This is a genomic window from Clostridium sp. ZS2-4 (assembly GCF_026719745.1).
GTDB lineage: Bacteria > Bacillota > Clostridia > Clostridiales > Clostridiaceae > Clostridium_H.
In genome coordinates this window covers 1-22,841 of record NZ_JAPPRQ010000127.1, presented here as the reverse complement: position 1 = coordinate 22,841, position 22,841 = coordinate 1, and the positions used below count along the sequence as shown (strand labels likewise).

Annotated in this window: 22 protein-coding genes, 1 riboswitch and 2 other annotated features; of the genes, 1 reads left to right on the top strand and 21 read right to left on the bottom strand. The window is 31.4% G+C overall.

The features are described 5' to 3' along the window. Positions 1-2 precede the first annotated feature (2 nt). The 19 genes from OIO11_RS14165 to OIO11_RS14075 all read right to left on the bottom strand — a co-directional run bounded on the left by OIO11_RS14165 (position 3) and on the right by OIO11_RS14075 (position 20,504). A complete protein-coding gene (locus OIO11_RS14165; protein WP_268072095.1) occupies positions 3-1,307 on the bottom strand; it encodes a cobyrinate a,c-diamide synthase in 1,305 nt (434 codons plus the stop codon). Further along, positions 1,304-2,410 (bottom strand): pyridoxal phosphate-dependent aminotransferase, encoded by a 1,107-nt coding sequence (locus OIO11_RS14160; RefSeq protein ID WP_442781306.1) that lies wholly within the window; start codon positions 2,408-2,410, stop codon positions 1,304-1,306. The genes OIO11_RS14165 and OIO11_RS14160 overlap by 4 nt, the downstream gene beginning before the upstream one ends. Positions 2,411-2,583: 173 nt before the next feature. Next, the gene (cbiB, locus tag OIO11_RS14155) at positions 2,584-3,519 is read right to left on the bottom strand and encodes an adenosylcobinamide-phosphate synthase CbiB (protein WP_268072094.1); all 936 of its coding nucleotides are present in this window, start codon (positions 3,517-3,519) and stop codon (positions 2,584-2,586) included. 17 nt (positions 3,520-3,536) lie between these two features. Beyond that, on the bottom strand, positions 3,537-5,021 hold the full coding sequence (locus tag OIO11_RS14150) for a cobyric acid synthase (RefSeq protein WP_268072093.1): 1,485 nt from the start codon (positions 5,019-5,021) through the stop codon (positions 3,537-3,539). A 10-nt stretch (positions 5,022-5,031) separates the two neighbouring features. Then, positions 5,032-5,886, bottom strand: coding sequence for a sirohydrochlorin cobaltochelatase (locus OIO11_RS14145; protein ID WP_268072092.1), 855 nt, complete (start codon positions 5,884-5,886; stop codon positions 5,032-5,034). An 89-nt stretch (positions 5,887-5,975) separates the two neighbouring features. Beyond that, complete coding sequence (gene cobS, locus OIO11_RS14140) at positions 5,976-6,725, bottom strand: adenosylcobinamide-GDP ribazoletransferase (protein WP_268072091.1); 750 nt, start codon at positions 6,723-6,725, stop codon at positions 5,976-5,978. Positions 6,726-6,737: 12 nt separating this feature from the next. Then, entirely contained in the window at positions 6,738-7,328 is a 591-nt protein-coding gene (gene cobC / locus OIO11_RS14135; RefSeq protein WP_268072090.1) for an alpha-ribazole phosphatase, read from the bottom strand. An 8-nt stretch (positions 7,329-7,336) separates the two neighbouring features. Then, positions 7,337-8,605 (bottom strand): glutamate-1-semialdehyde 2,1-aminomutase, encoded by a 1,269-nt coding sequence (gene hemL / locus OIO11_RS14130; protein WP_268072089.1) that lies wholly within the window; start codon positions 8,603-8,605, stop codon positions 7,337-7,339. A gap of 29 nt (positions 8,606-8,634) precedes the next feature. Then, entirely contained in the window at positions 8,635-9,822 is a 1,188-nt protein-coding gene (hemA, locus tag OIO11_RS14125) for a glutamyl-tRNA reductase (protein ID WP_268072088.1), read from the bottom strand. A gap of 57 nt (positions 9,823-9,879) precedes the next feature. Further along, entirely contained in the window at positions 9,880-10,947 is a 1,068-nt protein-coding gene (gene cobT / locus OIO11_RS14120; protein ID WP_268072087.1) for a nicotinate-nucleotide--dimethylbenzimidazole phosphoribosyltransferase, read from the bottom strand. Positions 10,948-11,098: 151 nt separating this feature from the next. Beyond that, positions 11,099-11,277: riboswitch (cobalamin riboswitch) on the bottom strand. Positions 11,278-11,394: 117 nt separating this feature from the next. Next, entirely contained in the window at positions 11,395-12,309 is a 915-nt protein-coding gene (locus tag OIO11_RS14115) for a branched-chain amino acid transaminase (protein WP_268072086.1), read from the bottom strand. A 72-nt stretch (positions 12,310-12,381) separates the two neighbouring features. Further along, complete coding sequence (gene ilvB, locus OIO11_RS14110) at positions 12,382-14,061, bottom strand: biosynthetic-type acetolactate synthase large subunit (protein WP_268072085.1); 1,680 nt, start codon at positions 14,059-14,061, stop codon at positions 12,382-12,384. 33 nt (positions 14,062-14,094) lie between these two features. Continuing rightward, a complete protein-coding gene (gene ilvC / locus OIO11_RS14105) occupies positions 14,095-15,090 on the bottom strand; it encodes a ketol-acid reductoisomerase (RefSeq protein ID WP_268072084.1) in 996 nt (331 codons plus the stop codon). Positions 15,091-15,221: 131 nt separating this feature from the next. Then, positions 15,222-15,416 (bottom strand) — a binding site (T-box leader). Positions 15,417-15,528: 112 nt separating this feature from the next. Continuing rightward, positions 15,529-15,722, bottom strand: a binding site (T-box leader). A gap of 253 nt (positions 15,723-15,975) precedes the next feature. Further along, positions 15,976-16,530 (bottom strand): hypothetical protein, encoded by a 555-nt coding sequence (locus tag OIO11_RS14100; RefSeq protein ID WP_268072083.1) that lies wholly within the window; start codon positions 16,528-16,530, stop codon positions 15,976-15,978. 173 nt (positions 16,531-16,703) lie between these two features. After that, positions 16,704-16,934 (bottom strand): DUF2164 domain-containing protein, encoded by a 231-nt coding sequence (locus OIO11_RS14095; RefSeq protein WP_268072082.1) that lies wholly within the window; start codon positions 16,932-16,934, stop codon positions 16,704-16,706. 118 nt (positions 16,935-17,052) lie between these two features. Continuing rightward, complete coding sequence (locus tag OIO11_RS14090; RefSeq protein WP_268072081.1) at positions 17,053-19,149, bottom strand: HAMP domain-containing sensor histidine kinase; 2,097 nt, start codon at positions 19,147-19,149, stop codon at positions 17,053-17,055. After that, positions 19,124-19,810 (bottom strand): response regulator transcription factor, encoded by a 687-nt coding sequence (locus tag OIO11_RS14085; protein WP_268072080.1) that lies wholly within the window; start codon positions 19,808-19,810, stop codon positions 19,124-19,126. Before OIO11_RS14085 ends, OIO11_RS14090 begins: the two co-directional genes overlap by 26 nt. Positions 19,811-19,996: 186 nt before the next feature. Further along, entirely contained in the window at positions 19,997-20,206 is a 210-nt protein-coding gene (locus tag OIO11_RS14080; RefSeq protein ID WP_268072079.1) for a hypothetical protein, read from the bottom strand. A gap of 40 nt (positions 20,207-20,246) precedes the next feature. Continuing rightward, positions 20,247-20,504, bottom strand: a complete 258-nt coding sequence (locus OIO11_RS14075) for a DUF3949 domain-containing protein (protein ID WP_268072078.1) — start codon at positions 20,502-20,504, stop codon at positions 20,247-20,249. A gap of 286 nt (positions 20,505-20,790) precedes the next feature. Here OIO11_RS14075 and OIO11_RS14070 point away from each other — a divergent pair, with 286 nt between their 5' ends. Continuing rightward, positions 20,791-21,426, top strand: a complete 636-nt coding sequence (locus OIO11_RS14070) for a hypothetical protein (RefSeq protein WP_268072077.1) — start codon at positions 20,791-20,793, stop codon at positions 21,424-21,426. A 46-nt stretch (positions 21,427-21,472) separates the two neighbouring features. Here OIO11_RS14070 and OIO11_RS14065 read toward each other — a convergent pair whose 3' ends face one another. Both OIO11_RS14065 and OIO11_RS14060 read right to left on the bottom strand, forming a co-directional pair. Next, positions 21,473-21,952, bottom strand: coding sequence for a hypothetical protein (locus OIO11_RS14065; protein ID WP_268072076.1), 480 nt, complete (start codon positions 21,950-21,952; stop codon positions 21,473-21,475). Between the two features lie 50 nt (positions 21,953-22,002). Next, a complete protein-coding gene (locus tag OIO11_RS14060) occupies positions 22,003-22,482 on the bottom strand; it encodes a DUF5673 domain-containing protein (protein ID WP_268072075.1) in 480 nt (159 codons plus the stop codon). Positions 22,483-22,841 lie beyond the last annotated feature (359 nt).

The window sequence follows — 22,841 nt, the reverse complement described above, 5'->3', positions numbered from 1 at the left end:
GATTACTTTATTATATTTTTAATGAACTCTAGATTACTAAAAAAATGAACATGTCCATAAGCTGCTAAAGTGTTGTTTTTTACATATCCGCAGTTCCATTCTTTTATAGAGTTATCATACATATTTTTAGTAAGTACATACACTTTTTTTTCTTCTAAATCCACATAGGATTTATGAAATTCGTGACAATTTATTTCAAGTCCTTTTGGAAGACTTTTATTTTCTTTTTCAACCTGAATTGAAGCATAGCCAAAATTCTGAAGTCTGCTGGTCATGTGGGATGTCCCTTTGAAATATCCAACAGTTTCTACATTATCTATACTTTCAGTCAGATACATAAGTCCACCACATTCTGCATAACATTTTAGTCCTTTTTTCAAGGCTTCCTTTATGCTTTTCAGCATTGATTGATTTCTATTAAGTTCCTCTTTAAAAACCTCTGGATAACCTCCTCCTAAATATAAAAAATCTATATTTTCTGGAAGCTTCTCATCTTCCAAAGGGCTAAAAAACTCAACCTCTCCTAGCTCTTGCAGCAATTCGATATTCTCCCTGTAATAAAAACTGAAAGCTTTATCAAATGCCACTGCTGTTCTTATTCCCTTGTTCTCCAAGTGATAATGGTCTTGGAATTTATCAGTTTCTTTAAACAAAGCTAAAAGTGAATCTATATCTACATGCTTTTCAAGCAGCCTGCTGCATTGTTCAATTTTATCGTTTAAATCATCTATTTCACTGCTTTGAACTAAACCTAAATGCCTGCTCTTTAGACTTAAGCTTTCATCCTTTGGAACATAGCCAAAAACCTTAATTTTGCAGTGTTCTTCTATAGAAGCTTTTAGAAGTTTATAATAGCTTTCACTTATGTTGTTAAGTATTACCCCGGCAATATTTACAGCTTCAAAATTTATAAGTCCATTGATTTCTGCACTTAAGGTTGCACTTTGGGCTTTAGGAGATAAAACAAGAACTACAGGCAAATTTAAAGTTCTTGCAAGATGTGCTGTGGAATACTCAGAACTAATTCCTTTGCCATCGTAAAGTCCCATAACTCCCTCTACTATCCCTAAGTCTCCCTTTCCTCTGCTGAAGGAAGCCTTAACTCCCTTCTCACCCATAAGATATAAATCCAAGTTTCTTGAATAGTTTCCTGTTATGTGAGAGTGAAAGGCTGAGTCTATATAATCTGGTCCAACCTTGTAGCCCTGAATCTTGTAACCTCTATTCATTAGCGCCTTCATAAGCCCTAAAGTTACAGTGGTTTTTCCTCCACCACTGGTATTTGAAGATATAACTATACTTTTCATTTCTGTAACCTCAAAATTTCATTATTCTCTATTTTCTTAAGAGCTTTAAGTAAAATATCATTTAATTTTCTGTCCTTTATGGCAAATCGTACATAATATTTACCTAATCCCTTAAAATTATCAGCTTTTCTGATAACTATACCTTCTTTTAAACAAAGCCCGTATAATGTGTTACAATCTATATTTTTTAATTTGCAAAGTACATAATTTGAGTAAGTTGGATATACCTTTTCCATAAAGCTGATACTCTTAAGCTTTTCAGGCAGATATTCTCTTTCTTCCTTAATCCACTGAAGAGACTCTTCTATGTACTTGCTGTCCTTTAGAACATACTTTGCGGCAGTTTCTGCAAAACAGTTTATATTCCAAGGATTCTGCCTTTTTTCCATTTTTTCTATTATTTCTTTATTGCTGCTTATTCCATATCCAAATCTTATTCCAGGGAGTGCAAAAAACTTAGTTAAAGCTCTTACTAGGACTAAGCATTTATACTCTTTAACTTCTTTTATAAAGCTCATTTCTCTATTGCCTATAAATTCAATAAACGCCTCATCAATTATTATTAATTTGTTCTGCTTTTCACAGTAATCCAAAATTTCTTTGAACTTCTTTTTATCTATTACATTTCCATTTGGATTATTAGGATTTCCTATTATTACCCCATGCACCTTTTCAAGCTTTGAGAAAATATCTTCATAATCATAGGTCATATCCTCTTTTAAGTAAGAATACTCCACTCTGCATCCCCATTTTTCTGCATCCTCATCGTACTCTGCAAAAGAAGGTACAACAATTAATATGCTTTCTAACATGCTTACAGCTAAATCAATTATCTCTGCTGCTCCATTTCCCAGTATCAGATTATCCTTGCTTAAATCAGCTTCTTCTATGTAATCCCTTATTGTCTTATATAACTCTCTATACTGCATATCTGGATACCTAACTACATTATCCAAAGCTTCTCCTATGTTTTCCCTAAAGCTATCTGGCATACCTAAAGGATTTATATTAGAACTGAAATCTATCAAGCTTCTTCCCTTTAAAAGTCCCTCTGTATATATATCCCCTCCATGAACCACTAACTCACTTTTACCTTTCTCCACTACAACCGCCCCCTCTCTTTATGAATAAAACCCCTTGAAATTTTAGTACCTAATGCTGACTCCCCACTCTCCAGTCACCAGTCCCCAAATACAAATGAAAACTTTCTTTAGTTGGGGATTGGTGATTGGCTATGGGGGATTAGCTTTAAATTTAAAATTCACATTTAAGCCTACTATTTTATAAGTATCAACCAATAAATCAGCAGCATTAACATCTCCGTTCCATACATAAGCTTAATAGTATCTATTATGTGCTCTTTATCAAGTTCTTTTTTACAGTCTCCTATAGTAGGCTTGTATACCTTTTGTCCAAAGTAAATATTTGTTCCTCCAAGCTGAACTCCTAAGGCTCCAGCGGCTGCCCCTTCTGGGTACGCACAGTTAGGACTTTTGTGGTTCTTTCTGTCTCTTATCATTATTCTAAAACTTTCTCCTATATTTCCCTTTACTATAGGAGATACTATACACATAAGAGCTCCAGTTACTCTTGCAGGTATAAGATTAAAAACATCATCAATCTTAGCAGGAAAATATCCTATATATTTATATTTTTCATTCATATATCCAAGTGTTGAATCCATAGTATTTATTCCTTTATAAAGCATTGCCATTGGCGCTCCACCTATCATTGCATATATCAAAGGTGCTATTACTCCATCCGAGGCATTCTCAGCTACAGTTTCCACATCTGCTCTGATTATTTCTTGTTCAGAAAGCTGACTTGTATCTCTTCCAACAATATATGAAAGCTTTAATCTTGCATCTTCTATATCTTCTTCATTTAAAGATGTATATACCTTTTTTGCTTCTTTGTGCAAACATCTTGCCGCAAGAGTGGTCCATAAAATAAATATATTTAGAATATGATGCAGCCAAGTAATTCCTTCTGTAACCTTTAATAGTACAAAAGGAACTAAAAAACTTACAAAAGCAACTTTAATTACAATAAACAACCCATACATTTTAAGCTGATTATCCTTTTTAAATAGTTTTCTTCCCTGCATTTCAAGAAATCTTATAAGCTTTCCTATATATATAACAGGATGTGGAAACCAGTAAGGGTCGCCAATTATCCAATCTATAACTACTGCCAAAACTATATCTATCATTTTCTTAACCTCAAAATTTATTTACTGCATTTTAAATCTATAATTTTGTATATATTATCCATATCAAGACTCTCTCTTACTAAATCAGCTAACTTATCCAGTTCTGCTTCTCTTAAGCTTTCATAAGGTATGGCTTTTTTAGAAGGCAGTCCTTTCTTCTCTCTAAGAATATTTGTTATATACTCTCTAAATTCCATGCCGTCAAAAACACCATGAATATAGGTGCCCATGACATTTCCTTTTTCATTTACAGCACCATCCGAGTAATTAACTTCTTGCCCATTCTTATCCTTTATAGTGAAAAGAGGCTTAGCCTTTTCCCCGTATGAGCATATTCCCATGTGAATTTCATACCCATATACTCTTTTATTAAGTAATGTACATTCTGCTTCCACTCTGGTAGTTATTTTTTCCTCTTCAAAAATTGTTTCAACGTCCAGAAGACCCATGGCATCTATTTCTTTCAAGTTTGTTTCTACTTCACAAGGGTCTTTTATTACTCTTCCAAGCATTTGATATCCGCCGCAAATACCTATAAGCATATTGTCCTTACTGTGTTTATTTATCAAAGTCTCTAAGCCGCTATTTCTAAGATACAATAAGTCCTCAATGGTATTCTTGCTTCCAGGGATTATAAGCAAATCTGGATTTCCAAACTCATCTACTTTTTCAATAAATCTAACGGATACATCTTCTTCTATGGTTAAGGCATCCAAATCAGTAAAGTTAGATATGTGAGGCAGCTTAATAACAGCAACATCTATTGGTGCTGTTACCTTTTTATTAAATTCTACTGCTCCATCCTCATCCTCAAGATTAAGCCTGAAATAAGGTACTACCCCTATGCAAGGTATCTTTATTATGTCCTCTATCATATTAAGACCAGGCTTTAATATTTCTATGTCCCCTCTGAACTTATTTATAATAGTTCCCTTTACTCTCTTTTTCTCTTCCTCTTGAAGAAGAAGCATAGTTCCTGCTAAGGAAGCAAATACTCCCCCTTTATCTATATCTCCCACTAAAAGTACTGGTGCATCAACAAGCTCTGCCAATCCCATATTTACTATATCTCTATCTCTCAGATTTATCTCAGCAGGACTTCCTGCACCTTCAATAACTATAATGTCAAATTTTTCTTCAAGTTCTTGAAAATCTTTTTTTAGCATATCTTTAAATTCAATTTTTAAATTATGATACTCCATTGCAGAACTATTACTGTATATTTTTCCATTCACTATAACCTGACACTTTTTATCTGTTGTTGGCTTTAAAAGAATAGGATTCATATAAGCCTCTGGCTGAATTCCTGCGGCGTAAGCTTGAAGTACCTGTGCTCTCCCCATTTCTTTTCCATCTAAAGTTATGTATGAATTTAAGGACATATTTTGTGATTTGTAAGGGCAAACCTTGTATCCGTCCTGTTTAAAAATCCTGCACAAAGCTGCAACTAATATACTTTTTCCCACAGATGAAGCAGTACCCTGAATCATTATCTTTGCCATACAATCACCCCTATTTGTTTATTCCTGCTATCTTGATTCCCTTTTTTGTTCTGCCTAATCCTTCATATTTACCTTCAATAGCATCTTGTATATGCTGCAAGTAAATATCCTGGAATTTCTTAAATTCTCCTAATCCACGAAGACATATATCAGCTTTAATTCCTTCTTCTTCTAATATATTTTTCCATGAATCCTCTTCATCTCCAGCCATATCATTCTTAGCATGATCTCCAGCTACCAGCATCAATGGAGCAAGAGTAACTTCATTTATACCATCTTTTTTTAGCCATCTTACTACATCATCAATAGTTGGATACCCTTCTACTGTTCCAATATAGGCATTTTCATAATCCTTATCTCTTAACACACTTTGAAGACAAGGATAGCAGGCATTAGCTGGATGCACACTTCCATGCCCCATAAAAACAACATTTCTATATTCATTTAAAATCTCTTCCAGCGAATCTACAAAAATCTCATAGTCATCTGGTATATGTTCCTCTATTCCTTTGAAATATAAGGCTGGTCTTCCTAAGACTATTTTTTCAAAAGAACCATCTTCCTTGTATTTGTTCACTACAGCAGTTATGTAATCATATTCTTCACCAGGAATTAAATGAAGGGGCTGTACAATTATTTCCCTAAAACCTTCCTTCTTTAATTTTTCTAAAGCTTCCTCTGGAGTATCCTCATGTATTCCATCTCTATCCTTAAGAACTTTAATTATTATATGAGCAGTAAAAGCTCTTCTCACTTCATAATCACCGAAGTTTTCTTTTACTCTCTCTTCAATTCTGTCTATAGTTAATTTTCTAGTATCCTCATGGGTAGTTCCAAAACTTACAACCAATATTGCTTTTTTCATATGCTCACCTCGTATAAATTCATCTCATAACTAACAATTCTAATACTCCATCTGAGTTAAGTTTCACTCTATCTAATAACTAAAAATTTTTATATCATTGCTGCAAACATAACCAGCACCAGCATTTCAACAAGCTCATTGTTTGCTCCTAAGTTATCTCCAGTAATTCCTCCAATTTTGCTTTCACAAAATTTATTGAACAAATATGTAAGAACTAAAGAAGCAGCAATTAAAATTGTACCTTCTTTTATTCCAATAAGCAGACAGGATATTATAAGGGCTGTAAGCACAGCAATTACAGCTTCCTTTTTCCCTGCATTTTCTATAAATAAATTTCCACTGCCTGTTTTTTTTGCAGGTTTTCCAATAAAGGCTAGGGTAATTAAAGCTGCTCTACTTATTATAGGTGCAGCTATTATTACTAAAGCTGCTGTTGTATCTGCAATACAAGATAATGATGAAACCTTTATAAGTATGTCAAAAACCAATGCAATACAGGCATAAGTACCTATTCTGCTGTCCTTCATTATCTCAATTATTCTATCCTTGCCTTTAAAGGCAAAAAATCCATCACAAGTATCTCCAAGACCATCTACATGCAGTGCCCCAGTTACAAGTATTCCAGTTAAAACTATAAAAACAGCTGCAACAATCATAGGCAACTTTTGAATTAACAGATAATAAATTATCCATTGCATGCTGCCAATAACTCCGCCAACCACAGGCAAAAAAGCAGCTCCTCTTCTAAAATCTTCACCTTCACAGGGCAGATTTATATTGATAGGAATCCTAGTCATAAACTGAAGCATCAGCAAAAAACTTTCTATATACTTTTTCATTTACCTATCTCCTTAATCTACATGAACTATACTGTCTATAAAAAAGTTTCCGTACTCATATTTTATAAGGCTTATGTCACCATTTCTCGATGAGAATTTCCAATAGAAGCTGAGATTTTCATTTAATATGTAAGAATATACTGCTCTTATGACTCCACCATGAGTTACTATCAATATGTTTTCTTCCTCTAACTCTTTTATATCTTCTATAAATTCCTTAACTCTTTTGTAGAATAGCTTATAGCTCTCTCCCTGATTGGGACAAAATTGTTCCCACTTCTCCTGCCACCGCTTCACTTCTTCAGGATATAATTTGCATAGTTCCTCATAGGTTTTTCCTTCAAAAATTCCAAAATCAATTTCGTTTATTCTTTTATCCTTTATTAATTGAGCTTCTCTATCTTTAAGAGCTATTTGTGCAGTCTGAAAGGTTCTCATCTTTTCGCTTATAAATACCTTGCCAAACTCTACCTTCTTAAACATTTCCCCTGCCTTCTCAGCCTGAGCAATACCTTTTTCATTTAATTCAACATCCAAGCTTCCATAATAGGTTCTCTTGCTATTTTCTTCTGTTTGTCCATGCCTTAAAAAATAAATATTCATAACTCACCTTAGAAGCTTCTGACAGCTTCTATAAATCTGTCTATATCTGCTTCTGTATGTTTTGTACTTATGAATAAAGCCTCAAATTGTGATGGTGCCATGTATATTCCATTCTTCAGCATATGTTCAAAAAATGCTGCATACATACTTGTATCACACTCTTTAGCTTCTTCATAATTAGTTACTCTTCCCCTTTTAGTGAAGAATATAGTCATCATTGAACCGCATCTGTTAACCACTATTGGAAGTTCTTTTTCTCTTGCTGCTTCTTCTACTCCTCTTTGAAGCTTTTCTCCAAGCATATCTATATGTTTATATAGTTCAGGATTGTTATAAAGTTTTGTAAGTGCAGCATATCCAGCAGCCATTACTATTGGGTTTCCTGACATTGTACCTGCTTGATATACAGGTCCCAATGGTGATAAGTATTCCATAACTTCTTTTCTACCACCGTAAGCACCACAAGGAAGTCCGCCTCCCATTATTTTTGCAAAGGTAGTTATATCAGGCTTTATGCCGTATAAACTTTGTGCACCCTTGTATGCAACCCTAAAACCGCTCATAACCTCATCAAATATTAAAAGACTTCCATGTTCTCTGCAAAGTCTGTGTACTTCTTTTAAGAATTCCTTTTCTGCTGGAACAACTCCCATATTTCCTGCTACTGGCTCAATTATTACTGCCGCTATATCTTCTCCATACTTGTTAAAAACTTCTCTCATGTTTTCACTGTCGTTGTAGTTTGCAATAAGAGTGTTTTTTATGCTCTCTTCTGGAACTCCTGCACATCCTGGAATACCTTCTGTTAAAACTCCAGAACCCGCACTAACTAAAAATCCTTCAAAATGTCCATGATAGCAGCCTGCAAATTTCACTATTTTGTTTTTTCCTGTATAACCTCTAGCAAGCTTTACAGCACTCATAGTAGCTTCTGTTCCTGAATTAACCATTCTAATCATATCTACATTATCTAGTGTTGTACACATATGTTTTGCCATCCTTAATTCAAGTTCTGTTGGTGTTCCAAAAGCTATTGCACTCTCACAGGTATTCTTAATAGCTTTTACAATATCTTCATCGCAATGTCCAAGAATCATAGGACCCCATGCACATACAAAATCTAAGTATCTATTGTTATCCTCATCAAAAATATAGGCTCCTTCACCCCTCTTAATTACTGGTGGATTTATGTTTACATCCTTAAAAGCTCTAACAGGACTGTTAACTCCTCCAGGCATATATTCTTTCGATTCATTAAAAATATCTAAGTTTCTCATATTAGTTCTCCCTCACTTATTTATAAATTCTATTGGCAAAATATCCTTTCCAATATGCTGAGACATTCCTGTCCTCTTCCCTTTAACTGCTCTTCCTTTAAAACTTCAATAGCCCTGTTTATGTATGCATCAGAGGTACTCTTCAAAAGTATTTCTGCTAAAGCTTCATTGTCTTTTGTACGCTTTTTATTTTTAAAGGTAATATATCTGTCCTTATAAACTTCTTCTCCATATTTTTTTAATTCTTTAATATGAGGAGTTATCTTTCTTAGTTCTTTCCATATATAAAAATCTTCAATATATTTTTCAATAATACATTTATTTTTAATCATTAGATTTTTTCTTTTAATTCTATTCTCATCATCAACACTACTTATTTTGTCAATATCATAAACCTGAATATTATCCATATTATATACATTTTGGTCTACATCTCTAGGAACAGATAAATCGAAAATCAATAGTTCCTTATCTGGAAGATCTTCTTTTACTACTACACTGTGAGGTGCCGATGTGCAGGATATTATGCATTCAACATTTTTATAATATTTTTTTCTTTCTTCAAAAGGTATTACCTTGACTCTATTGTCTGCAATTGAAACTGAATTTATATTTCTTACTGCTATATATAAGCTGTCCAAATCATCACTTAATATGTACTTTGCTGTTAAGCTTCCCACATTGCCATACCCTAGAATCATAAAATTACAGATTCCTCTCTTTCTACACTCCTTAATAACTATCGAAGATGAAGATACAGGAATTTTATAAAGCTCTGATTTAACTTTAAATTCCTTTCCACAAGTAATTGCTAACTGGAAAAGTCTCTGTAATTCCTTTTTTACTCCCTTTATTTCCAAGGAATTTTGATACGCTGTTTTAACTTGTCCCAAAATTTGATCTTCACCTAGTATCTTAGAGTGAAAACCACAGGCAACTTCCATCAAGTGTCGTACTACATCTCTATCCTTTAAGTAAAAGGTATATTTAGTTAACTCCAAATCCCATTCCAATACTTTAAATATCTCTTCTACTATACTTTCATCAACCTTTGAGTTAAAATATATCTCTGTTCTGTTACAAGTGCTGATTATTACAGCTTCTTCACAAATATTTAAAAGCTTTCTCAAATATTCATTATTATGTTTTTCAATTATTGAAAGCTTTTCTCTTATGCTGACTTCAATATTACTACGCAGTCCAATTAGCTGTACCATTTTATCATCTCCATAAAGTGAAACTTAATTCAAATAAACCTTATATTCCATTTAACTTTACCTTATATCCACATAATGTTCTCTATTTAGTGCAGCTTCTTCAAAAGTAGCCATACTGTTCATTGTATATAGCGCAGACTCTATAATATTAAAAGCTAAAGGACATCCTGATCCTTCTCCAAGCCTCATCTTTAAATTAAGCATAGGCTCTAATTCAAGCTCTCTCATTGCATATACGGCGCCTGGCTCTGCTGATAAGTGAGAAGGGAAAATATAATCCTTAACCAAGGGATTCATTCTATAAGCACATAATGCTGCTGCTGATGCAATAATTCCATCTATAACTATCGGTACTCTATTTTTAGCTGCTCCTAAAAAGCATCCACAAAGACCTACTATATCAAATCCTCCAACTTTTCCTAGCACATCTAATACATCATGTTTATCTGGTTTATTAACATTAATAGCTTTTTTAACTATCTCCTTCTTGTGTTTATATTGTTCTTCCGTAAGTCCTGACCCCTTGCCCACAACTATATCTGAGTCTAAGTCTAACAATACACTTAAAACCGCTGCTGAAGTTGTTGTATTTCCTACTCCCATCTCTCCAGTACCTAAAAGGTCATAACCTTCTTTTACAAGTTTATCTACTATTTCTATACCTGTTTCTATGCACTTTACGGCTTCATTTCTGGTCATAGCAGAACCTTTGGCTATATTATTAGTACCATAGGCTACTTTCCTATTTATTATCTTAGGATTATTAAAATCAGCCTTAACACCAATATCAACTACAGTTAAATCCGAATTTACCTGCTGTGCCAACACGCAAACCCCTGTTATGTCTTTAGTGAAATTATTAGTAACTATAGCAGTAACATTTTGTGGGCAGTTACTTATTCCTTCCTCCACAACGCCGTTGTCACTACACATTATAATTATATTTTTCTTCTTAATTTTATTCTTTATCTTTCCTGTAATACCAGCTATCTTTGCTGTTATATCTTCAAGAGTTCCAAGACTTCCTATGGGTTTTGTCAAGCTATCAATTCTTTCCCAGCATTTTTCTTCCAAAGCTTTATTCCTTGGCTGAATATTATCTAAGGTCTCTTTTAATAAATCCATACTCTCACCTTCTCATACAAAGTAAAAACCCTTGCTAAAAAGGCAAGGGTATAAATATCTATTACTTAATTCTCATAACAAAAAATCCTACCGCATATGGTAAGGACATAGTAATTCAAAGATAATTTATGCCACTTCCCTTCCCTCCGAAGGATTAGCTTAATTACAGGCAGGTCTCCTGACTCACGTGTCACTCTCCTCTAACCTTCCCAGAGCAATACTCCAGTGGTTTAGATTCGTCTACGTATACAGTAGCGGGGGCTGCAACGGATTTTCACCGTTTTCCCTATTAAACTTACAGACATAAGTACCTATAACCATAACTTTATTCGATTATTGTTAACTTGATTATATAACGACTCATATAATGTTTCAACATTTTGTTATTTTATTATTAATTCAAAAAACATCAAGCCCATAAAAGCTTGATGTTTATTCCTTGAATTTTTAATAAATTGGAGTGCAGAATTCAGCATATTTAGGGTTCTTTGCCCTTGTCATTGGGAAGAATAATTCTTTAATCTGTTTGCAAACTTCCCCTGTTTTTCCATCTCCAACAACTCTATCATCCACTTCTACAACAGATGTAACCTCCATAGCTGTTCCACTGAAGAAAACTTCCTCTGCTGCGTAAAGTTCTGTTCTTGCTATACTTCTTTCAACAACTTCCAGACCTAGTTCCTCTTTTGCCAGCATCATAACAGTTTCTCTTGTTATTCCTTCAAGAATGTTGTCTGAAGGCGGCGGTGTAACTAATTTTCCCTTTTTAACCATAAACAAGTTTTCTCCTGGACCTTCACACACATGACCACTTGGAGTTAAGAATATAGCTTCATCATACCCTCTGCCTACAACTTCTAAAGAAGCAAGTGCTGAGTTTAAGTAAGCAGCAGTAGCTTTAGTTCTTGGTGGAAGCATATTATCATTTATTCTCTGCCAAGAAGTTACAGCAACTCTCAGTTCTTCTTTACCTGTATAACTTCCTAATGGCATACAATAAATAAGAAAACGGTCATCATCGTCTATAAGAGTAGGACCTAATTTGTTGCTGCCTTTATAAGCAATTGGTCTGATATAAGTAGTTGTTTTAAAACCATGTTTCTTTACTAATTCAATTGTTATGTTAATAAGCTCATCCACTGTATATGGTAATTTTATATTTAAAGTTTTACATGATTGAAGCAATCTTTCATAGTGTTCCTTCATTCTAAAACCATAAAGCTGATTAGTTTCTTCATCCCAATAAGCTCTTATGCCTTCAAAACATGCAAGCCCATAGTTAAATGCCTTACATCTTACACTTATGCTAACATCTTTTTCATCTAATATTTTTCCATCATAAAATACATATGATTCATTCATCTTAATAAGCCCCCATTTCATTCAAACGTTAATATTGTAGTCCAATTACACCCCTAAAGATATTTTAAATTATTAATACTGATCTATCATATACGTTATATTTTCTCCTGGTGGAACAATTGGATATACTTTTTCCTCAGTATCTATCATACATTCTATAACAATAGGTTTATTCATTTCTAGTGCTTCTTTTAAAACCTCTTCTACTTCCTCATTCTTTGTAATTCTTACAGCTTTTATTCCATAAGCTTCGCTTAATTTTACAAAATCTACATCATTATTGAAAATAGTATTTGAAAATCTCTTTTCATAGAACATATCCTGCCATTGATACACCATTCCTAAGGCATTGTTGTTTAAAACAAGCTGTATAATAGGAAGATTGTATCTAGCAACAGTTACAAGTTCATGAGAATTCATTTTAAAGCTTCCATCACCAGCTACATTGATAACCTTCTTCTGCGTTTGAGCAACTGATGCTCCTATTGCTGCTCCAAGTCCAAATCCCATTGTTCCAAGTCCACCTGATGATATAAAAGTTCTTGGTTCCATATATTTAAAATATTGAGCTGCCCAAATTTGATTCTGTCCTACCTCTGTAGATATAATACATTCTCCTTGTGTAAGCTCGTATAATTTATTTAAAATGTATCCAGGACTTAAAGCCTTACCACTATTCCATCCTAATCTATACATGTATTTCCAATGTTCTATCTGTGCATTCCATTCATTTTCATTCTTCTCGTTTACTCTATCTATTAATGCTTCTAAAACCTCTTTGACATCACCTTTTAAAGGTATATCAACATCTACGTTTTTTCCAATCTCTGAATTATCTATATCTATATGAATTATTTTTGCGTCAGGTGCAAATCCTTCAACATTTCCTATAACTCTATCACTAAATCTTGTTCCTATAGCGATTAACAAATCACAGTTAGTAACTGCATAATTGGCACATCTTGTTCCATGCATTCCAACCATGCCCATAAAATATTCATGATTTCCCGGGAAAGCCCCTAGTGCCATCAAACTACAAGCCACAGGTGCCTTTATTTTTTCTGCAAAATTTAATAAATCCTTGGTTCCTTGTGAGATAATTACTCCTCCACCAGCATATATAACAGGTTTTTTAGAACTATTTATTGCATCAACTGCTTCATTTAACTGATCCATGAAATTACTTTCATATGAACTGTTTTCTTCAATTTTTACTTCTTCTTTTAACTCTTCTGGTATATATTCAAGTTCTGCTGTCTGCACATCTTTAGGAATATCAACAAGTACAGGACCTGGTCTTCCTTCCTTTGCTGTTCTGAAAGCTTCTTCTATAATTTGAGGAAGCTGCTTTACATCTTTAACTAAATAATTCTTTTTAGTAATAGGAAGGGTTATTCCAGTTATATCTACTTCTTGAAAAGCTGATTTTCCAATATATGATTGTGCTACTTGCCCTGTAAAAATCACCATAGGTATAGAATCACTATATGCTGTAGCTATTCCTGTAACAGTATTTGTAGCCCCTGGTCCTGAAGTTACAAGAACTACTCCAACTTTTCCTGTAGCTCTTGCATATCCATCAGCAGCATGAGCCGCCCCTTGCTCATGTGCTGTTAAAATATGCTTGATTTCCTTTTCATGGTATAATTCATCATAGATAGGAAGTACTGCTCCTCCTGGATATCCAAAAATAGTATCAACACCTAGCTTTTTTAAATGTTCTAATAATACTTTCGACCCTTTTAATTTCACTCTAATAGCCCCCCTATTACTTACTAATAAAAATTATTTAGAATTTGTCCATGACATCATTTTTCTTAATTCTTTACCTACTTTTTCAACTTGATGTTCTTTTTCGTTTCTTCTTATAGCATTAAATTGTGGTCTGTTAACTTGATTTTCAACAAGCCAATTTCTTGCAAAAGTTCCATCTTGTATTTCTGCTAAAACTTTCTTCATTTCTTTCTTAGTTTCATCAGTTATTATTCTGCGTCCAACACTATAATCACCATATTCTGCAGTATCACTTATAGAATATCTCATATATTCAAATCCACCTTCGAATATTAAGTCAACTATTAATTTCATTTCGTGTACACATTCAAAATATGCATTTTCTGGTGCATATCCTGCTTCAACTAAAGTTTCGAAACCAACCTTCATAAGTTCAGTTACTCCACCACAAAGAACTGCTTGTTCTCCGAAAAGATCTGTTTCTGTTTCAACTCTGAAAGTAGTTTCTAATACTCCACCTCTAGTTCCACCAACAGCTTTAGCATAAGCTAGAGCATAATCTTTAGCTTTTCCTGTATAATCTTGATATATAGCTATTAATGCTGGAACTCCCTTACCTTCTTGGTATTGGCTTCTTACAAGATGTCCTGGTCCTTTTGGTGCTACCATGTATACATCTACATCTGCTGGAGGTACTATTTGATTATAGTGAATATTAAATCCATGTGCGAAAACTAAAGCATTTCCTTCTTCAAGATTTGGTTCAATATCTTCTTTGTATACTTTTCCTTGCTTTTCATCTGGTATTAATATCATAACTACATCAGCTTCTTTTACAGCTTCTGCTGTTTCTAAAACCTTTAGTCCAGCTTCTTCTGCTACTTCTTTAGATTTACTACCTTTATAAAGTCCTACTCTAACATCTACTCCACTTTCTTTAAGATTTAGAGCATGTGCATGACCTTGGCTACCATATCCAATTATAGCTACCTTTTTGTCCTTCAATAATTCTAAATTTGCATGTTCATCATAATAAATCTTTGCCATTTTAAAAGCCCCCTATTTTATATTTTAATTTTGTTTATAATAAAATTTTATACTAACAGTTTTTCTTTTTATTAATATTATTATGTAATATTAATTTTCCATTGTTTTGTTATAATAAAAAAGATTTCCTGCCTTGAGGCGAAGAAATCGCGGTACCACTCAAATTTATAGCTCCTAATTAATAACGGTTTGCACCGGCACAGCTTACTTAATTTCAGCCTGCAGCTCCAGGGTGATTTTTAATAACCTATTATCTGTGGGCTTTCACCTTTCCCCACTCTCTGTAAGACATATAATTATCTACTCTTCCCTATCTCAGCATTCATTTTTAAATTGTTAATATTTAAAATATTCTCAAAATAGCATTTGTGTTACTTTTATTTTTCTTTTTTTCTAAAAGCGATCCTGTTTTTTATAAAAAAAAACATACTCTACCTCTCATGAGGCGAAATATGCTCGCGGTACCACTCAAATTTGTAACTTATATAATAACGGCTTTCACCGGCACAGCTTACTTGATTCAGCCTGCAACTCCAGGGTGATTTTCAATAACCTATTATCTATGGGCTTTCACCTTTCCCCACTCTCTACAAGATATATAATTATTTACTCTTCCCTATCTTAGTTTTTGAAAATTGAAATTTATTTTTTGATTTGAGTCATAGTTTACTACTTTCAAACAACTATGTCAATACAATTCCGAAAAGTTTTTATAATTTTTTTTCAAATTTGAATTTGTTTGTTACGAATATTATATTTAAAATCTATATTTTTATTACTATTTGTTATGAATAAACCATATTATTTTCTTTCGTATTATTAGCTTTTTACTTTTGATTCTGATGAGTTTCCTTCTTTTTTAAATATGTTTTGCAAGTTAAACTTCTATAGGCCTTCTCCACACTTTTTCATAAATTTCATTATTTTTACCGTTAACATTACTGTTACTACAAGCAGCACAATAATATAAATTATTGCTAACAGTGGAATAAAAATCAGAACAAATGCAAAAATTGCTGCTATCTGAAGCTGTAAATATTGAGTCCATCTCTTGTTAGCTTCCGAACATAATCCTATTTCCCCCCGTTGTTCACACATATCCTTAATCCCCATAAACAAATTATATATAACAAGCAGTCCTAATATTATTGTGATAACTCCAATAAGTACGCCTATGAATCCCAAAGAACCAAAGTGAATCCAGCTCTCTCCTGACTGTACAGGTTTTTCATATATTGAAAATAATGATAATACTATCATTACAATATTAAAATTCCGAGCCTTAACGAAGTATATACTATTTGAAGCAAGAATACTAAATCCTAAAGCAAATAATATATATCCTATTGTATCTGGTAAAATATCAAAACCCATTATTCTAAAATCAATCATTATAAACAAAAATCCCCAATATAATTTCCTGAATCCACTTTCAGTCATGCAGCTCCCCCTCATTTACCTAATGAATTATTATATCCCGCCTAAGCTTCATTATGTGTTATATATCATTATATGTTATATATCATTATATGTTTATTGATCTATAATATAGAAGTAAATAAAGTGAAACTTAATTCAGGTGAAGTATTAAAATTGTTAGTCATAGGATAAAATTAATACTTTTGCATTCCTAAAACATCATCAAGTCTATCATTCATATATTGATAAGCATTATAAACGCCTTGATTATAAAATTCTGGAGCTAATTCTTCTATTATAAAATCTAAAATCAGATCTGAAGCTAAATCTCCTAATTCCTCATCCCTTTCCTTTTGAAAATAGCTTTTAATTTTCAAATTCATATGTTCTCTTTTTTCCTTACTTAATTTAATGTTGTTATTCATATTTTTCTGCTCCTTAATTATTTATTTATATATAAAACTATACCACATTAATATTTATTAATGTGGTATATCAACATTGGTTCTGTTTTAATTATTTCATATAGTTAACTGCCGCTTATCAATTATTACTGGTTTTATATTTAGGCATTTTGATAATAGCCTTGAATAAATCTCCATCTATCTCTATATTCAAGCTTCCTTTTTGAATATCTATCAAACTCTTAGCAATAGATAGTCCTAGTCCACTTCCCTGAGTGCTTCTGGATTCATCTCCTCGTTTAAAACGCTCCATAAGTTCATCTGCTGAGATGTTTAGTTCATATGCTGAAATATTTTTGATTGTTAACATTACTTCGCTGCCTAAGTTTTCAATGTCTATATAAACCCTTGACCCTTTTAGGGCATATTTAAATATATTTGACAATAAATTCTCTATGGCTCTCCATAATAATTTTCCATCTGCTGTAATATATACTTTATCTTTAGGATAATTCATCTTAAATTCTAATTCCATAGCTTCAATTTTATCATTAAGTTCTCCTAACCCCTGTGTTATTAAGGATATAATATCTATTTTCTCATAGTTTACTGGAATATTCCCGCTGGAAGCTTTTGATGCTTCAAATAAATCATCAGTTAATATTTTTAATCTTTGAGATTTCTGATCTAGTATTTCTATATATTCCGTTAACTTTGATTGATCTTTTTCTGTTTTTAGTAAATCAACATAGGTAATGATAGAAGTTAACGGTGTTCTTATATCATGGGATACATTAGTGATTAATTCATTTTTTAACCTCTGACTTCTCACTTCATTATTAACCGCTTCTTTTAAACCATCAGTTATACCATTAATATTAGCAGCAAGTATTGCAAGTTCTCCTTCTCCTTGTATATCTATTGTATGATGGATATCTCCATTTTTTATTATCTCTACGCCTTTTTTTATTGCATTAAACTTTTCCACTTGCTTAAGAGCTAACCAAATTCCTGCTCCTATAATTATCACAGATATGAAAGATGTTAAAGCCACTAATATTGAGTATATCATTATAATTAATATAACCTTTGTTCCAAGCTTTCCACTATCATATACGTCTTTTATGGATTTAACTATTTTATGAAAAATACTATATGTTAATGTATGATTCAGAAGAGTGCTGTTTTTGAAATGTTTAATCAATGATAAAACCAGAATTAATCCTAATGCAGCAATTGATGCAGTTACTGGACTTATCATTTTATAAATAATGTTAGAATATCCCTCTGTTATCGATACAAACCATAGCATTATAAGTCCTAAGCATAATCCTAAATTAATGTCATTATATAATCTATCAACTGAATTTAAATGTACTTCTTTATCTTTGAAAGATTTTCTTCCTATAATTAATACTAAATATATAAATGATAATATTAACCCCGCTAAAAAAGCTGCTGCTCTATATAAATTTTTAGTAACGATTGCTTTGGTTTCTTCCCACTTTTCTATATTTGAATTTAAATATTCATCAGAGAAACCTATATACATAGTACTCTTTATTCTATCTAATTGATCTATATCTGATATACTGAAGTAATAATCCTCATTATCTTTAATTTCTTTTGGATATACCTCATCTACAGCTTCATCTAATATCATATAACAAGGAAAGGTTTTGAAATAATCTTTAGTTACATTAGAACTATTTGTGATTTTATTCTTACCGTCACTTGCATAATAGATAATACCTTTAAAATCTTTTAATTTTTTCATATGATTATGATATGCTTGTAAGTCTTGTTGTATTAACTTATTCTTAATCTGAGAAATTTCCTCCTTATAAACTTCCTTGAATTTTTTATAGTTTTCCCCATTACTTAAATTAGGATTGTAATAATTAGAATTTTCCTCAAAACTTGAAAATAAATTATTTTCTTCGTCTTCCATATCTTGTTTTGTAATACTTCCACCCTTTAGAATATACTCTTTGCTCTTATATTCTTCTATTAACTGTACTAAACTTCTTATAATCTCCTCATTTTGTCTTGTAAATTGATTTCCAAGATAATAATTATCTTTAAAAATAATATCAAAATCAGCATCTCGAGAGTCTATAGTATCAAAAGTATTTATAACCGTTGTTATCGTCCCAGTAAAACATGTTATAACAATTATAAAAACTATAATTTTTGTTATTAATGAGTGGCTATATTTTTTCCACTTTGTATCCAATTCCCCACACCACCTTTAAATATTTTGGCTCTTTAGGATTTATTTCAATCTTTTCTCTTATTTTTCTTATGTGAACTGCTACTGTATTTTCTGGATTGAAGGCAGGTTCCTTCCATACTTTCTCATATATTTCATCTATGGAATATACCTTCCCAGCATTTGCAGTCAAAAGCCTTAGTATCTTATATTGTACTGGGGTAAGTTGAACCTCTTCCCCATCAATAGTTATAATCTTGCTTTCATCATCTACCTCAAGCCCTCCTGTTTTATAAACATTACTTTTCGTTTCAATGCTCCCTAATGTTGTATACCTTCTTAGCTGGGACTTAACTCTTGCAATTAATTCTAACGGATTAAAAGGCTTGGATATATAATCATCAGCCCCCATATTTAATCCCATTATTTTATCTGTATCCTCTGTTTTTGCAGAAAGCATAATTACTGGTATATTATTATTTTCTCTTATCTTCATAACCGCTCTTAACCCATTCATTTTAGGCATCATAACATCCATTACAATAAGATGTATTTCATTTTTTTCTATTATTGCTAAAGCTTCTATCCCATTAAAGGCTTTAAATACTTTATAGCCTTCGTTATTTAAATAAATTTTTATAGCATCTACTATTTCCTTATCATCATCACAAACTAATATATTCAAGAAGTATCACCTCTACTTATAATTTTATCCATATTATAACATAACCTCCCTTATTTGCTATAAGATAATAATATCAACTGAATCTTAACAAATTCTGTATATAAATCTTAAGATTTTCTTAAGGTCAATGTAAAAAAAAGTGCTAATAAATTAGCACTTTTCAATGGTATGTTATGATTTTAAAATTTATTTAACAACTTTAAAACATTTTTTTAGAATTAATAGGATAACAAAACTTATAATCATCCATGTTCCCAAATCTATAGCAAATTTTGTTATGTTAAAAGGATCACTAAAAAGTGAATATTTAAAATTAGTTAGTTTAAATATTACTCTTGATACTATATAAGCAAATATAACTGTTATTAGTTCTAATGAACGTTCACTGATTTTCATATAATTTTACCCCCAGTTGTATATTGGATTTCACATATTACTAGTGAAATTCTGTTCTTTTATTTATATTAATTAATTTATATAAAAAATATGCAATTGAACCTGTTATAAAATTAGACTGAATGCCTCTATGCAGCATATTTTCTTGAAATGACATTTTCTCGTACATCTGTCCTTGTGACATATTTGAATATTGCTCTATCTTGTCCATTTGTTCGATATATTTATATTGAGCCACTACCATTAAGCCAAGAGTAACAATTATGATACCAACTAAAAACCAAGTAGCTAAGTCCATATTTATCTCTCCTTCTATATAAAATAAATTTTATTGATGACTTTATACATCTTGTTTAGATGTTAAATTTATTATATTATATAGTTTTTACAATCTCAAATATTGTATTTAATACCATATAGTTAAATCCCTCATATTTTTGGATAATTTATGTGATTTCCTTCTTTTTACTCTTAATATTTCTCGTTTTCTCTTGAAATATTCAAATAACTATTCAAAGTAATTACATAATAAAATCTATTCATACAAATTATATTTATAAATAGTTTTTGATAGGAGGGTTACAATGAATATTAATTGGTTAGAATGGTTAGGTTATTTAGCTTCACTTCTTGTTCTAATATCGCTATTAATGAATTCTATAATAAAGCTAAGATGGATTAATTTATTAGGTTCTGGTATATTTTCTCTTTATGGATTTTTAATTGGTGCATTACCAGTAGGATTTATGAATCTTGGTATTGTCTTAATAAACATATATCATCTTATAAAGATATATCGCTCTAAGGAGTACTTTAAGATACTTCCTATTGAAAGTAACTATCAGTATTTTAATTACTTCTTAGATTTTTATAAAACTGAGATTGAGAAATACTCTGATAAATCTAAGTTTAATATTAGTAATTCTGATGTGAACTTCTATATTTTAAGAAATATGATGCCAGCAGGACTATTTATAGGTTCACGTTATAATGAAGATACTCTTAATGTAGAGCTTGATTTTGTTATACCACAATACAGAGATTTTAAAATTGGAACATATGTGTTTGAATATAATAAAAACTATTTTATAGATAAAGGTTATTCTAAATTCATAAGTTTTTCATCAAAAGATGAACATATTAAATACTTGAAGAAAATGGGATTTAAAGAAAGTGTAGAGAATGATCGTAGATGTTTTATAAAATCAATACATATATAACTTTTAAAAGATAACAAAGTTCTATTTTCAACTTTGTTATCTTTATTTATAATACATTAAAGTTTTTTAAATCACGCAGAAATTCATTGAAAGTTAAAACTCTTGAAGGGTCTAATATAATCTTTGCACTATTCAGCATCTTTTTGTCTTCAGTAACCAATGTATACTGCTTATTATTTTCACAAATACAAATAAGATTATAGTCATTTTTGGAGAGTTTGTTACCATTTATAGTATATACATGTTTATTGGCATCATGCTTAATACAAATATTAGGTTTACAAATTTCTGAAAAACCAACTGCATCCTCATTAATTATATGTCCTAATAATTTTAGAAATTTATCGGTAAGTACTGGCACTCCATTAATATCTTTAAATTCTTTTATGGATAATTCTGCTGCTATGTGATGATAAATTTTAAAATCAATTTCCTCATCACTTTCTATAGCTTCAAATAAGCCAGGATATTCATTCCATATTTTTATAACCACATTAGTATCCAACAAATACTCTTTATTAACCATTTAATTTTTCTCCTTAACTTTTTCTCCCCTGAACAAAGTGACTAAACTTCCTAAACTGCTTTTATTAGTTCTTTTTCTACTATCCATCTTTCTTCTTCTTGTATTTCAAATTCAGCATATTGTAAACTTTTATCTTTTCTTATCAATATTTTTAATACATCGTCTTTTATCCATTCATAAGAGTGAACTTCACTCCATTTACAAAATCCTTCACTGACTCTTATTCCTTTTTCTGTTAAATTCAAATAGATTCTTTCAGTAATAATTTTGTGAATTGCCATTTGCGTAAAAAACAACAATTTTAAAATCTCCTCTATTTCAATAGCTTGTTTGTAGTATATATAATCTACACTATCTTTTACTATCAATGTGCAGCAAAGGATTGCCCCTATTATCCAAAAAACAGGTTTGCCTCTTATATTTTTTACTTTAAAAATAAGTTTTCCATAATAATCTCCTATATTCAGTTCTATTAGTATCTCAATTAACTTAATGATATTACAAACTCCAAATGCTATAATCCAGTTCATTTTATTTATTTCCCCCACTATATTTTCTTTTTTAAGATAATTTTTCACTAAAATTATCTTAAATATATTATTATCAGTTTTATAGTAAGTATCAAATCTAAATATTATATTTTAATACTATAAATACCATATTATAATATAATTGTTATGTTGTAAATAATGAGGGTAATGGGTATACCAATAAAAAAATAGCATTGACTATATATTAAGTCAATACTACTTTTAAATCTACTTGTTCTGGTCAAGTAAAATTGTAACACTTTTGCCTAATATTTTTATGAGCTGTACCGAGCTTCAAAAGGAGTTAATCCTTTATTGAAGGAATGAGGTCTAAGATGGTTATACCAGCTATAGGCATA